Consider the following 14,208-nt stretch of genomic DNA (forward strand, 5'->3'; position numbering starts at 1 on the left):
CTCCTATAATCCGTACAATTCTTGAATCTCTTCCAGCTTCGGCAAATCCACTACGGCACCCATATACTTCAGCTTATAGGCGCTGACAGCGAACCCCAGCTGCAAAGCTTCTGTAATCGTATAACCCTTCACAACAGCCGCGTAGAAGCCGGACCAGAAGGCATCTCCTGCTCCTGTCGTATCCACAACCTCTGTTGCCACCGTTTGGAATTGAAGCGTTTCATCACCATTGGAGACAATGGCTCCATCCTTGCCCAAGGTCATAATGACAAGCTTGGCCCCCAGCTGCAGAAACTTCTGAACCTGATTTTCAGGCGTATCCTTGCCGAACAGTCTCTCTGCATCATCCTCAGAAGGCTTCACAATATCTGCCTTACCAATGATGGATTTTACATACTCAATGCCGTTCTCTCCTTTTTCCCAAATCATCGGATGATAGTTCGGGTCAAAGCATACGAGAATGCCATTCTCTTTCGCCGTGTCGATTACCTTTTCCACTGTTGCGCGCACCGGCTTGCGGGAGATGGGCCAGCAGGAGAAATGGACAATGTTCGAGTGCAACAGAGCCTCTTCCAGTTCCGGTGTATAGGCAAGCTGATAATCAGCGCCCCGATAAAAAATCGGAATCGGCGTGGACCGGCTTTTTGTTACAACCACCATGCTTGTTGCATCCTCCACCTGCTGCAGGCAGGTTGTTGGAATGTCAGCCTCCTGCAGATGGTTCATCAGGAATTTGCCAAATCCGTCCTTCCCGACAGCTGAGGCTACAAGAGGACGTATGCCCAATCTTTTGACGTTCATGGCAATGTTAGAAGGAGAGCCGCCGAAAAACTTGTGATAGGTATCGCATGTAAAATCTTCATCGTATTCTGCAGAAATCATATCAACAAGGAGCTCTCCCACAGTCAGGATATCATTGCTTTTGCTTGGAAATTCTATTCTATCTGTTAAGCGCAGCATACTCTTCCTCCATATGCCAAATCGGTAATGGGACAGCAGCTCTTCAGCCTTCTCCTGTACAGGTTACCAATTTGTGATGTATTTGAAGCGAAAATAGGAGCAAGGCGCTCCTATTTCAATAAGTAGACCCGTGTTTCATAAGGCTTCAGCGTGAATTCCTTCTTCAGCTTTCCAGGATCGGCCTCATAGTTATGGAGCACCAGCTCTGCAGATTTAAACGTAAGCTCCCTCGGCAATGTAAAACGGGTCGCCTGCTTTGAGAAGTTGTTGATGACCAGTGCCTGCCGGGAACCCAATCTGCGTGTGTAGACAACCAGTCTTGGATGATTTGGCAGCAGCAGCTGGTATGTTCCATAGACAAATACCGGATTCTCTTTGCGCAGACGAATCATTTGCTTGTAGAAGCTCAGAATGGAGTCCTCATCATCCATTTGCTGCTCCACATTGATGGTCCGATAGTTCTCATTCAGCTTCAGCCATGTCTGTTCAGCCTCTGTGAAGCCCGCCATATGACGGTCATTCCATTGCATCGGCGTCCGGGAGTTGTCGCGTCCCTTTTCCCAAATCACCTTCATGATGTCCTCATGCGGGCGCCCTTTTGCTGTCTCTACCTTATAGTAGTTCACCATGCCCACATCATTGTAATCATAAATAGAAGGGAATTTCACGTTGGTCATCCCGATTTCCTGCCCCTGATAGATGTAAGGCGTACCTTTCATGAAGAAGTACAGGGCACCAAGCATCTTGGCGCTTTCCTTCCACAGCTTCCGGTCATCGCCCCAGCTGGAAACGCGGCGCGGCTGGTCATGGTTTTCAATAAACAAGGCGTTCCAGCCTCTGCCCTCCAGGCCCAGCTGCCACTTCGTCAGGTTTTTCTTTAATGCCGGAACATCAATGGTTCCATCCTCATTCTTATCCCACAGGCCCAAGAACTCAAACTGGAAAATCATATTAAAGTAGCCGTTTTCTTCGCCAACCCATCTGTCTGCATCCTCGAGGCGGACACCGTTGGCTTCACCGACTGTCATCACATCATAGTTTTTAATCGTTTTTTGAGAAAGCTCGGTTAAAAACTCATCAATGCCTTCCACGTTCATCATCTTCGGGAAGCATGGGACATACTCCAGGTTCTCGGGATTTGGCATATCAGGGAAGCCCGGCTCCTTCTTAATGTGTGAGATTGCGTCCACACGGAAGCCATCAATCCCCTTCTCCAACCACCAATTCACCATATCATACAGGGCTTCGCGCACCTCTGGATTCTCCCAGTTCAAGTCCGGCTGGCGCGAGGAAAAGATATGCATGAAATATTGGTCTGTTGCCTCATCGTATTTCCAAGCGGACCCGCTGAAAATAGATTCCCAATTGTTCGGTTCCTTGCCGTCTTTTCCATCCCGCCAGATGTACCAGTCACGCTTTGCATTGTCCTTAGAGGAACGGGACTCCACAAACCAAGGATGCTCATCGCTCGTATGATTGATCACGAGGTCCAGGATCAGCTTCATGCCGCGCTTGTGGGTTTCCGCAAGCAGTTCATCGAAGTCAGCCATTGTCCCGAATTCGTCCATAATGTCTTGATAATCCGAAATGTCATAGCCATTGTCATCGTTCGGAGACTTGTACATCGGGCAAATCCAGATGACGTCCACACCCAGGTCCTGTAAATAGTCCAGCTTGGAGGTAACACCCTTCAAATCCCCGATTCCGTCCCCGTTGCTGTCCATGAAGCTTCGCGGATAAATTTGATAGACAACCGCTTCTTTCCACCATACTTTGTTCATTTCCCTAACTCTCCTTTACCTGCTGCCGATTACTTGATGGACCCTTGCATTACGCCATTGATAATGGAGCGCTGGCCGAGCATATACATAATCAGGATCGGGATGACTGTTAAGAGGATTGCTGGAATCAACAGCTCCCAGTTATTCATGTACGTACCGCTGAATACCTTCATTTGAACAGGCATTGTATATACGTCTTCACTGCCCAAAACAAGGGATGGAAGCAGATAGTCGTTCCAAATCCAAAGCACGTTCAGAATCGCAATGGTCACTGTGATCGGTCTCAGCATCGGGAACACGATCAGGAAGAAGGTCTGCAGTGTGTTGCAGCCATCAATGCGTGCCGCTTCCTCCACCTCTACCGGGATGGATTTGATAAAGCCATGGAACATAAAGATGGACAAGGCGCTTCCAAAGCCAATATAGAACATAATCAGCAATGGAATCGGTATGGCATCAATGAGCTGCAGCTTTGCTCCATAAATATAGATGAGCGGAATCATCAGGGATTGGAACGGAATAACCATAGATGCCACCAGTACGGTGAAAAAGAGTTTATTATACCTGGTTGGCTTTCGCACCAGATGATACGCGGCCATTGCCGAGAAAAATACGATGAACAGCGTGCTCAGCACCGTAATAATCATTGAGTTCTTAAAGGTTACGGCAAAGTTCATCTTCTCAAACACACCACTGAAATGAGCAAAGTTCCAATGCTCAGGCAGTGCAAATGGGCTGGTCAGAATTTCCCCGTTGCTTTTAAAAGAGTTTAGAATAAGCAGGATGAAAGGAAACACGAACAGAATCAGCACTATGAAAGAAAGAATATAAAGCAAGGTGGAATTCACCATTTTTTTTCTTTGCATTATGCTTCAACCTCCATTTTCTTGCTGGAATATACTTGAATACCGGTTACGACCGCAACAATGATAAACAGGATGATTGCTTGTGCTTGTCCGGTTCCATAGTTTGCCTCTACAAATGCTTTGTTGACTACATGCATGGACACCATCAGTGTGCTGTTGAACGGTCCGCCCTTGGTCAAGGCGAAGTTCAGGTCATATACCATGAAGGCATTCTTCAGGGATAGGAACACCGTTACAACAAAAGAAGGCACCATTAAAGGAAGTGTAACAGTAAACATCTTGCGGATCGGGCCGGCGCCGTCGATTGTAGCCGCCTCCATCAAATCCTTTGGAATGCTGATTAAGCCGGCAATAAAGATAATCATCATATAGCCGGAGGTTTGCCAGATGGTTACGATAACAAGTGACCAGAAAGCCAAGTGCGGGTCGCCGAGCCAACCCAGCTTCAGCCAGGAAATATTCAGCTTGTCGCCTAAAGCCGGCAAAGATTGCACAAAGATGAATTGCCAGATATAGCCGAGCACCAGACCGCCGATAAGGTTTGGTGTGAAGTAGGCTGTTCTCATGGAATTCTGGATACGGAGTCCGGATGTCACAAGGTATGCCAGACCAAATCCGACTAAATTTACAAATACAACCGTGGCCACTACGAATTTAAGTGTCAATGCAAGGGACGTCCAAAACTGCTTGTCCTGAAGGGCACTCACATAATTCTCCAGCCCGGAAAATACCATCGGGTCCACCGGGCTGCTCATGCGATTGAATGTCATATATAGTCCATATGCGAACGGAATCAGTACGGTCATCGCGAAGAACAGAGTGGTGGGACCCAGGAATAAGAGGGCATTTCCTAAGTTGCCAAGGTTTCTTTTTCGCTGCTCCATGTCTTTCACTTCCTCTTTCAAAATAGAAACAAGTGGGCTGGATAACAGGTATCCGCCCACTTTATTCACTGCTGCATCAAAGAACTGAATTATTTTTGATTCTTGTAGTAAGTTTCAAAGGCCTTCGCCAAGTCAGCTCTGGAGCTTTGCTTGCCGATGTACTTTTGTACCTCCGGACCAAGAATTGTAGTCCAGTCGCCTGTGTTTACATAGTTTGTAGTGAATGGCATTGTCTTGCCAGCCGCAAGTGCATCACTGATCGCAACACCAAGCGGGTTTGTTACCTTGTTCGGGTTGTTCTTGAACGCGGAAATGATTTGTGCTTTGTTTACAACGAAGTCTTGTCCAGCCTTGTCATATACCAGCCAGTCCAGGAACTTCTTCGCTGCGTCCTGCTGTTCTTTGCTTGCCTTCTTGTTAATGACCATAACCTGTGTTGCACCGGCAGCAATCTTATTGTTTAGTTCATTGCTCTCGTTGTTGTCCACTGGAACAGGCATGAAGCCAAACTTTGTACCGGATACTGCTTTCAGGGAATCAAATGCCCAGTTGCCGTTGAACAGAATGGCAGAGTCGCCTTTGCCGACAGCTACGTGCGCAGTGTCATAGTACTGGCCAAGCGGACGCTCACCGAACTTGTTGTAGGTTTTGGAAGTCAACAGATCCAATGTATCGTAGTAGCCATTCCAAGTCTCATTCTTTGCCAGGTCGAACTTGCCTGCCTTCAAATCGTCAGTGATCTTGGTTGGTTCTTTTTCTTGGTTCAAGAACAAGGAGCTGTAGTGGTTTGCCACAGACCAAGCCTCTGTCTGGTAAGCTACCGGGTACTCTACGCCGGATGCCTTAATCTTGTCGAGCAGAGCCTTCAGCTTATCACGTGTGTTGATAGTGAATGGATCAAACGTGCCGCCCACTGCCTTATCCAGTACCTGCTGATTGTATACAAGACCCATGCCTTCAATTGCAAATGGGAAGCCGATTACTTTGCCATCAGAATTCTTCACAGCATCCTTTGTATCCGCGTTCCACTTCTCGCCGGAAAGATCAATGCCTACATCCTTGTATTTGTTTACGGCATCGTATGGGGAGAACATCGCCATTGTGACTACCTTGCCGGAGCTTGTCAGCTTATCGTAGATGTTCAGTGAATCCCCGACCGCTACAGAGTTTACATCAACCTGAATGTTCGGGTTGGCTGTCATAAACTCTTTCGCTGCATCCTTGAATTGCTTGTCAATCTCACCTTTTCCATTCGTTAAGATGATCTTGACCTTTGAGCCGTTAGAGCCAGCTTCGTTCTTTGTGGAACCGCCTCCACATGCAGCCAATGGAATTGTTAAAGCAGCGACAACCCCAACAATGGCTGACTTTTTCAAAAAGCCAAATTTGTTTCCCATGTGCTCATCTTCCTTTCATGTTCTTTCCTGATAGAAATCTTGAAGAAAACTGCTTTTCCATGAAATTGCTCAAATTGATTTTGCCCAAGTTGTAAGGGTTCTCATACATATTTATAAAAGCAAAAATTTCAGAGCTCCCTTGCTCCCTCTACACTCTCAACTCTGGTCTGTATCACCCCAGGAAAAGGTTTTCCTAAGCTTATATAAGTCATTATATTATAACATTCGCACCATTTCAACATATTTCTGAAAACGGTTTCCCAAATTTAAAAGCGTTCTCATATCTCCTGGGCAACAGGTTTATCTTTTTCGAATCGTCTTCACACTATCGCGGACCATGAGACGATAGTCCACATAGTGTTCCATTGTATGCAGCTGCTGTTCCTCTATCGTCTGCAGCAGAATTTCCATGGACCTGGTGCCCATCCTTTCAATATTCACCTGTACGGTTGTCAGCTGGGGGCGGACAAGCGCGGCAAGCTCAATATCATCAAAGCCAACAATGGACATATCCTCCGGAATCAAATAGCCGCGGTCTTCCGCACAGTTTTTTGCGCCAATCGCAATAATATCAGACGCACATACAAGGGCCGTCGGGACAGATTCATTCCGAAGCAGGCTCTCCATCGCCTCATATCCGCCTTTTGTAGTAAATCTGCTCTCCACCAAATGGGCTGGATCTATGGGCAGCTGCTTTCTTGCCATCTCATCCAGGAATGCCTGATAACGGGACAAGCCCGCCGATTGGTCCTGTAACGGGCCATAAATCATCCCAATCCTCTCATGGCCGCAACGCACCAGATATCGCACGACTTCAGCGACAGGCTGATAGTTGTCCACATCCACCCAAGGAATGCCGTACTCCGTTGTCTTTTGCCCCACCACGACCAAAGGCACTTTATTTCTGTTCATCTGTTGTACGTGCTGTTCGGTGATATCGACAGAGGAGAGAATAATGCCATCCACTTGCCTTTCCGCAAAAATATCAAGCGCCTTCAATTCCTGCTCCGTATCTGAGCCGGAATTGCTCAAAATGATATGATAGCCGTTTCTGGCGGCAACCTCTTCGATTCCATTAATCAGGTGGGCAGAGACGGAGTTCACCTGCGGAATGATTACTCCAATCAGATTGGTCGATTTATGAATCAGTCCGCGCGCCAGCGCATTTGGACGAAAGTTTGTCTCTTGAATGACCTTTTCCACCCGCTCCCTGATTTCATCATTCACCGGCTTGCTGTTATTGATGACTCTGGAAACCGATGAAACAGAAACCCCCGCCATCTTGGCAATATCCTTAATTGTCAGCTTCATGAAACCTGCACCCCTATAGGAAAACGTTTTTTTCCAATTTATAGCTTATGCTTACCCTTGTCAAGTTCACCCAAAAAACAAGAGCCCTCCCATAGTCTTTCTGAGAGGACTCTTTCACACTGCGATCTCGCTCACAACAGCATTCATTCATTTCAAAATTAGATTTTAACGATATCAAGTCCTTTCATCTCCTTCCCGTTGCTTCAGCCACTTATAAAACCTGACATGCAGAATCAAAAATACATAATAAATCACTGGGTACATGAGGAAGGAATAGAACAGATTCCAATGAATATGCCAAAGAATATCCAACCTTATTGCAGCCCATTCAAAGACAGTGGAAAAAACAGACCAGCCCATAATATAGCTGAACTTCTTCCACCGGGATGAATGATAGGGGTACCAATTCACGATCAGAACACTGACTGCCGGATAAATCCCCCACTTCACCAAAAGGGAAGGAAAGTCTGCTTTGCCGACTGTAAAGAATCCCCACGCCCGAAATCGAAAGGTTGCATATGAATCAAAGTATTGCTGGACGCATAATGCAAAGCAAGTGGTTGCATATATGGTTGTGATAGGCAGCCGTTTTCGTGATTGAATTGCTGTTATATTAAAAACCAAAATAGAAACAGCCAGAAAGATCCACTTCCCATACTGAACTGCAAGGAGCATATTGTTTCCTCTCTTATTTTTTCTGTTTTTACTATTCCCCCTGATTTCTCCATTCATAACAAAAAAGTTCTCAAGAGATATTGTAGGGGATAGATTTTCATATAACCTGCAAAAAAGAAAAGACCGAGACAGTCTCAGGAGTAATCCTGAAGCCGCCTCGGCCTGGTTTCGACTAATTTGGTTTTATTCTACTGTTACAGACTTTGCCAGGTTACGAGGCTTATCTACATCACACTCGCGGTGCAGGGCAGCATAGTAGGAAATCAACTGCAATGGAATGACAGAAACAAGCGGCGTCAGTGCTTCATTCACTGCCGGCAGCACATAACGGTCGCCCTCCATTTCCAAGCCCTCCATGGAGATGATGCATGGGTTTGCACCACGTGCCACAACCTCTTTCACGTTGCCGCGGATGCCAAGGTTCACGTACTCTTGTGTAGCCAATGCGATGACTGGTGTACCGTTTTCAATCAGGGCAATTGTACCATGCTTCAGCTCACCGCCGGCAAAGCCTTCCGCCTGGATGTAAGAAATCTCCTTCAGCTTCAGTGCGCCTTCCAGGCCCACATAGAAGTCAAGGCTGCGGCCGATAAAGAAGCAGTTGCGTGTTGTTGCCAGGTACTCACGGGCAATTTGTTCCATTTCTTCCTTATCACCACACAGTGCTTCCATGGCGCTTGCAATGATGCCGAGCTCCTGCGTCAGGTCAAAGCCGATTTCCAAGCCTTTGGAATAGGCGATGTCAGCTGACAGAATTGCCAATACAGCCAGTTGCGCTGTATAAGCCTTTGTAGAAGCTACCGCAATTTCCGGACCTGCATGCAGCAGAAGCGTGTAGTCTGCTTCACGGGACAGCGTGGAGCCTGGTACGTTTGTAATTGTCAATGCCTTGTAGCCCATTTCATTTGTCTGCACCAGCACAGCGCGGCTGTCAGCAGTCTCTCCGCTCTGAGAGATGTAGATGAAGAACGGATTTTCAGACAGAAGCGGCATATTGTAGGAGAATTCGCTCGCTACGTGCACTTCTACCGGAATTTTTGCAAAGCGCTCAATGAATTGCTTACCGATCAGGCCTGCATGGTAGCTTGTTCCTGCTGCAATGATATAGATACGATCACTCGCCAGAATCGCATCACGAATGTCCTGGGACAGTTCAATTTCGCCTTCTTCGTTGCGGTACTTTGCAATAATGTTACGAATAACAAGCGGCTGCTCATCAATTTCCTTCAGCATGAAGTGCGGGTATGTGCCCTTTTCGATGTCGCTTGCATCCAGCTCGGCTGTATAAGGAGCGCGCTCCACAACCTCACCTGCGTAGTTCTTGATTGTGATGCTGCTGTCAGTCACCAGCACCATTTCCTTATCCATCAGTTCAATGAACTGATTTGTCACCTGCAGCATCGCCATTGCGTCACTTGCTACAACATTGAAGTTATCGCCGGCGCCAACAAGCAGCGGGCTCTTATTCTTGGCAACGTAAATTGTGCCTTCGTTCTCGCTGTCCAGCATAGCCAATGCATAAGAGCCGTGCAGAAGCGTCAATGTTGTACGGAATGCTTCCTCTACAGCAAGACCCTCATTCACATACTTTTCAACCAGCTGCACAATAATCTCTGTATCCGTTTCGCTCAGGAACGTCACACCCTGCAAATGTGCATTTTTCAGCAGCTCATAGTTCTCAATAACACCATTATGAACAAGTGTAAAGCGCTTGGATGTGCTTTGATGCGGATGGGAATTTGCCTTGCTTGGCACACCGTGTGTCGCCCAGCGTGTGTGACCGATACCAATATGAGCCTCCACAGCCGGATCCACGATTTCGCGCAGGTTGGCAATACGGCCTTTTTCTTTAAATACAGCAATACCTTCAGCAGATTGCAAAGCAATACCGGCGGAGTCATAACCGCGGTACTCCAGCTTCTCCAATCCCTTCAGCAAAATCTCTTTCGCATCCTCTTGACCAATAAATCCTACGATTCCACACATATTATGCTGTCGTTACCATTTATGCGGCTTACTGCTCTAACAAATCTCTCCCTTAGTCAGCTGCATGGCTTCATAATCCAAACAAAAACAACGGGGGCACGTGTATCGTCCAAGTTGTGCCTTCTGCTAGCACTGTAAGCCAGTAACGACATTCACCTTCCTCTCTTCTTGTAAATATCGTCTCCTGACTTGCACAGCTTACACCCGTCCTTTTCCCCATCACACGCCTGCCTTTGTGCAAAGAGTTGCCCCTTTGTTTTAAGCAAGCATTTGCGGTTGTGATGACAACCGGGAGTCATCCGCCGAACCCTCGATAAAACTCCTCCTCGTCAGCTGTCCTCTGACAGCTCTGGCGCTTTCTTTATGCTTTTGTATGAGAAAAGAACATTCTAATCTTATAATAGACCCGTGGCTCCGTCAACGAAAACCTGCGGGAACCACTATAAAAAAGTATATGCACAAGAGCCTCGCAAGGTGCCCTTGTGCATATTATCTTTCTTGAGAAAGCCCCTTATTCGCCCGATTGAGCCTTCACAACCTCCACAATGCGGCTTACATACTGTTCGCACAGCTCCTGCGTAGGCGCTTCCGCCATGACACGCACAAGCGGCTCTGTACCGGAAGGACGCACCAGAATACGGCCATTTCCGGCCATTTCTTCCTCAGCTGCCCGGATTGCCTCCAAAATCTGTTGGTCCTCCATTGCTTCCTTCTTATCGCGCACACGCACGTTCACAAGAAGCTGCGGGAACTTCTGCATTTCTCCCGCCAGCTGCGACAGGGATTTCTTCGTTGCCTTCATGATACTCACGAGCTGAATGGCGCTCAGCATGCCGTCGCCTGTTGTGATGTAATCGAGGAAGATAATATGGCCAGATTGCTCTCCGCCAAGATTATAGCCGCCCTTGCGCATTTCCTCCATCACATACCGGTCGCCTACAGCGGCTTGGATGCTCTTCATGCCTTGCGCCTCGACAGCCTTATAAAAGCCCAGGTTGCTCATGACAGTGGATACCACTGTGTCATGCTTCAGCTTGCCTGTTTCCTTCATATACTTCGCGCAGATGTACATAATTTGGTCACCATCAACAATCTTGCCGTTCTCATCAATTGCAATGAGACGGTCTCCATCTCCGTCAAAGGCGAGGCCGATATCGGCACCCTTCTCTTTCACGAGAGCCGCCAATGCCTCCGGATGAGTGGAACCCACACCATCATTAATATTTAATCCGTTTGGTGTTGTACCCATTGTGGAAATGTCCGCATCCAAATCAGCAAACAAATGCGGCGCCAGTGAAGACGTGGCTCCGTGCGCGCAATCCAATGCCACATGAAGGCCGGAGAAGTCCTCGTCCACAGTCTGCTTCAAATACTGCAGGTACTTCTGGCCGCCCTCAAAGTAGTCATTTACCTGTCCAAGACCGCCGCCGGTAGGGCGCGGCAGCTCATCTGCTTCCTTGTCCAGCAGAGCCTCAATTTCCAGCTCCTGCTCATCAGACAGCTTAAAGCCGTCCGGGCCGAAGAATTTGATGCCGTTATCCTGGACCGGATTATGCGAAGCTGAGATCATGACGCCTGCCTGGGCTCCCAATGCCTTTGTCAAATAGGCCACACCCGGCGTGGAAATCACACCAAGGCGCATAACCTCTGCTCCAATGGATAAAAGCCCTGCAACCAGAGCTCCCTCCAGCATATGCCCGGAGATACGGGTGTCACGGCCAATCAGCACCTTTGGACGCTCTGTATTTTTTGTCAATACGTAGCCGCCAAACCGGCCGATTTTAAATGCCAGCTCTGGTGTCAGTTCGCTGTTTGCGACACCGCGTACACCATCAGTCCCAAAATATTTTCCCATTTGTCAATTCGCTCCTTTGATTCGTTCACTAGCTCTTATTGATAACCTCTACTTTTACATTTTGCTGGCCCAGCTTAAAGGATACATTTCCGACAGGATTGATTTGTACCGGAACATCATGTGTCCCCAGGCCGATATCCTGTAAGCTGATAAATGGCTGTATCTGTGCTGCTGTCAGCTGCGCTACAGTCTGTTTATCTCCAACGGCTTCCACCGCAATTTTCCCCGTCTTTGGCTCCAGGAAGTTTAAGCTATAGCCTGTCCCCAGCCCTTTTACCGTTAATGGAACGTCTGTAAAGGCCCGATTTTCATCCTTCTTGACACGGACGGTAATTTGAACGGTGCTGCTGGAAAGCTTGACGGCCCCCTTAGGCAAGGGGATATCCGCCTCAAGGGTTGTATCTTCTGTTATCTTATCTAAATCTACTACAATTCCTTCTATGGATTCAATACTGCGCAAGGAATCCTTTGGTCCGTATACTGTGACCTCCTCAGGATCCGTTTGAATGCTGACCAGGTGCACACCATTCGGCAAGGCTCCTTTTTGATCCACCTTGATTGGCACTGACTTCTCCGGACTGATGACCGGCACGGTCACACTGACGAACTCCGGCTTTGTCTGCAGATCCATTCTGCGGCCTGTTTTATCATAAATTGTAACCCTGGCCTCTTTCGTAAAGGTTTGGCTGGCCCCTTTCAGATCGGTCAACACCCGGACGGCCCCAACCTGCTCCAGTTGCTCGGCAGTTCCATAGATATCCACCGCACCCGGCTTAATGGATACCTTATCAGCCTGATATCCCTCTTTCATTTGATTTGCATTCACAAAGCTGACTTCAACTGGAAATGCCTTCTTCACGCGCTCCTGGATGGTAACACGGGCCTTGGCCGGACTTAATTTCACACTCAGCCCATCCGGAATGCCCGTATACTGCAGCTTCACATCATGGGTGCCCGGCTCATATTCATTTAAATTCATGTATACTTCAAACTGCTGCTTCAGCTTTGTAGACACAATTAAACTGCCTTGCCCTTCCAATGTCATATTCACATGCTCAGGGATGCCTGTCACGACATATTTCTCCTGGTCATAATACGGGATCACTTTGACATCAGAAATTGTCTCCGTAACATTTCCGAAGGGAAAACCGCTGGATGTAAAGCTTTCAGGCTGTTTCCCTGTATTGATGGACATATATAGAATGAATGCCAACAATAAAGAAATGCCCTTCAGAAACCAATGGTTATCCATCAACTTATCCATCGCTTCTTCTCCTCCAATTCCACAAAGCTGAAGACGATGTCGGCTCTATATACAGCTCTTTTAATAACATCTCCTGCAGCTGCTCCAGCTTCAAGTCACGGTGCAGCTCCCCATTCTTCGTTAATGAGATTTGGCCTGTCTCTTCCGAAACAACAACTGTCAAGCTGTCTGTCACTTCACTGATTCCCAATGCCGCCCTGTGCCTTGTTCCCAGTTCTTTTGAGATAAACGGGCTTTCTGAAAGCGGAAGATAGCAGGCGGCTGCCCGTATCTTGCTTCCCGTCATAATGACCGCACCATCATGCAAAGGCGTATTGGGAATAAAAATATTAATAAGAAGCTCCGAGGAAACATGCGCATCCATAAGGATGCCTGTCTCGATATAATCATTCATGCCCGTCTCACGTTCAAGGGAAATCAGTGCGCCAATACGGCGTTTTCCCATATACTCGGCAGCCTTTACAATAGACTGCACCACATTGTCCTGCCCATTCTCTTCCCGCTGATTATTCCGTGAGAACAGGCTGCCCCGCCCCAACTGCTCCAAGGCCCGGCGCAGCTCGGGTTGAAAGATGATGATAATCGCCAAAAATCCGTATGTAATTGCTTGATTCATCAGCCATAACAGTGTATATAGATGAAAGCTGTCGCTTAGGAAACGAACAATCAAAATCACTGTAATTCCCTTTAAAAGCTGGACAGCCTTCGTCCCTCGCGCCAATACAATTAACTTATAGATAACAAACCAGACAAGGGCTATGTCTACTATATTGCTGAGATACGTAAGAATACTGCTCATATCTCCAAGCATTTGACCCTTCCTCCATCAGTGTATAATTTACAATAATCAACTAATTATATCATAACCTATTAGTCGGGTAACGGCAAAGCCCAGAAAATATCCCGGCTCCTTTCCCTCAATTCGCTGCAGTGATGTCAGGTGCGCCCCCGCTTTGTATCTTCATATCCATAAACTCTGCGCTTCAAGCGTTCTTTATGCTGAAACGCCATACAATTTCACATATAAAAAAGCCTTAAATCCAGTGCTGGATCTAAGGCAATATGTGTATGTAGTTGGTGGAGCCTAGCGGGATCGAACCGCTGACCTCCTGCGTGCAAAGCAGGCGCTCTCCCAGCTGAGCTAAGGCCCCATATGGAGCGGAAGACGGGATTCGAACCCGCGACCCCAACCTTGGCAAGGTTGTATTCTACCACTGAACTACTTCCGC

The 14,208-nt window shown here is 47.5% G+C and carries 11 protein-coding genes and 2 tRNA genes; all 13 read right to left on the minus strand.

From position 1 onward, the window contains the following. Positions 1 to 3: 3 nt before the first annotated feature. Positions 4 to 960 (minus strand): carbohydrate kinase family protein, encoded by a 957-nt coding sequence (locus tag NK662_RS22380; RefSeq protein ID WP_254761197.1) that lies wholly within the window; start codon positions 958 to 960, stop codon positions 4 to 6. A gap of 110 nt (positions 961 to 1,070) precedes the next feature. Continuing rightward, a complete protein-coding gene (locus tag NK662_RS22385) occupies positions 1,071 to 2,741 on the minus strand; it encodes a glycoside hydrolase family 13 protein (RefSeq protein ID WP_254761198.1) in 1,671 nt (556 codons plus the stop codon). A gap of 29 nt (positions 2,742 to 2,770) precedes the next feature. Further along, positions 2,771 to 3,607 carry a carbohydrate ABC transporter permease gene (locus NK662_RS22390; protein WP_254761199.1) on the minus strand — a complete coding sequence of 279 codons (837 nt, stop codon included), beginning with the start codon at positions 3,605 to 3,607 and terminating at the stop codon, positions 2,771 to 2,773. Beyond that, positions 3,607 to 4,491, minus strand: a complete 885-nt coding sequence (locus tag NK662_RS22395; protein WP_254761200.1) for a carbohydrate ABC transporter permease — start codon at positions 4,489 to 4,491, stop codon at positions 3,607 to 3,609. The genes NK662_RS22390 and NK662_RS22395 overlap by 1 nt, the downstream gene beginning before the upstream one ends. Before the next feature lie 89 nt (positions 4,492 to 4,580). Next, complete coding sequence (locus NK662_RS22400; protein WP_254761201.1) at positions 4,581 to 5,888, minus strand: ABC transporter substrate-binding protein; 1,308 nt, start codon at positions 5,886 to 5,888, stop codon at positions 4,581 to 4,583. A gap of 300 nt (positions 5,889 to 6,188) precedes the next feature. After that, the gene (locus NK662_RS22405) at positions 6,189 to 7,199 is read right to left on the minus strand and encodes a LacI family DNA-binding transcriptional regulator (RefSeq protein WP_254761202.1); all 1,011 of its coding nucleotides are present in this window, start codon (positions 7,197 to 7,199) and stop codon (positions 6,189 to 6,191) included. Between the two features lie 174 nt (positions 7,200 to 7,373). After that, on the minus strand, positions 7,374 to 7,931 hold the full coding sequence (locus NK662_RS23825; protein ID WP_368736085.1) for a CBO0543 family protein: 558 nt from the start codon (positions 7,929 to 7,931) through the stop codon (positions 7,374 to 7,376). Positions 7,932 to 8,057: 126 nt separating this feature from the next. Then, entirely contained in the window at positions 8,058 to 9,860 is a 1,803-nt protein-coding gene (gene glmS / locus NK662_RS22410; protein WP_254761203.1) for a glutamine--fructose-6-phosphate transaminase (isomerizing), read from the minus strand. A gap of 511 nt (positions 9,861 to 10,371) precedes the next feature. Beyond that, positions 10,372 to 11,715 (minus strand): phosphoglucosamine mutase, encoded by a 1,344-nt coding sequence (glmM, locus tag NK662_RS22415; RefSeq protein ID WP_254761204.1) that lies wholly within the window; start codon positions 11,713 to 11,715, stop codon positions 10,372 to 10,374. Between the two features lie 28 nt (positions 11,716 to 11,743). Continuing rightward, complete coding sequence (locus NK662_RS22420; protein WP_254761205.1) at positions 11,744 to 12,979, minus strand: CdaR family protein; 1,236 nt, start codon at positions 12,977 to 12,979, stop codon at positions 11,744 to 11,746. Then, entirely contained in the window at positions 12,972 to 13,790 is an 819-nt protein-coding gene (gene cdaA, locus NK662_RS22425) for a diadenylate cyclase CdaA (RefSeq protein WP_254761206.1), read from the minus strand. Before cdaA ends, NK662_RS22420 begins: the two co-directional genes overlap by 8 nt. Positions 13,791 to 14,054: 264 nt before the next feature. Next, positions 14,055 to 14,130: transfer RNA gene (locus NK662_RS22430), tRNA-Ala, on the minus strand. A gap of 3 nt (positions 14,131 to 14,133) precedes the next feature. Beyond that, positions 14,134 to 14,208, minus strand: a tRNA-Gly gene (locus NK662_RS22435).

Origin of the sequence: Ectobacillus ponti (assembly GCF_024294785.1) — a bacterium.
Lineage (GTDB): Bacteria > Bacillota > Bacilli > Bacillales > Bacillaceae_G > Ectobacillus > Ectobacillus ponti.